This window comes from Pseudoponticoccus marisrubri (assembly GCF_001482405.1).
Taxonomy (GTDB): domain Bacteria; phylum Pseudomonadota; class Alphaproteobacteria; order Rhodobacterales; family Rhodobacteraceae; genus Pseudoponticoccus; species Pseudoponticoccus marisrubri.
In genome coordinates, this window is record NZ_LPXO01000108.1 from 1 (window position 1) to 258 (window position 258).

The 258-nt window shown below is 56.2% G+C and carries 1 protein-coding gene; it reads left to right on the forward strand.

What is annotated here, in order from left to right; all coding sequences use genetic code 11:
* On the forward strand, positions 1-258 hold a 258-nt coding region (locus AVJ23_RS22080; RefSeq protein WP_157772806.1), incomplete at both ends, for a translocation/assembly module TamB domain-containing protein.

Below are 258 nucleotides of genomic sequence, written 5' to 3' on the forward strand. Positions count from 1 at the left end.
GGGTAAGCGCTTTGAACTGCAGGATGGTCAGATCCAGTTCGAGAATAATGTGGCCGCGATCTTTGTGAAGGGGCGCCACCAGTATGCCGATGGCGAGATCATCGCTGAGATATCCGGGAGTGGGGACGACATCGATATCGAGTTTAGCTCTACACCACCGGCGGCGCAGGATGAAATCTTTGCGCAGCTGCTGTTTGGCAAGTCCCTACAGGATATTTCCGCCCTTCAGGCGGTGCGCCTGGTGAGTGTGGTTCGCAC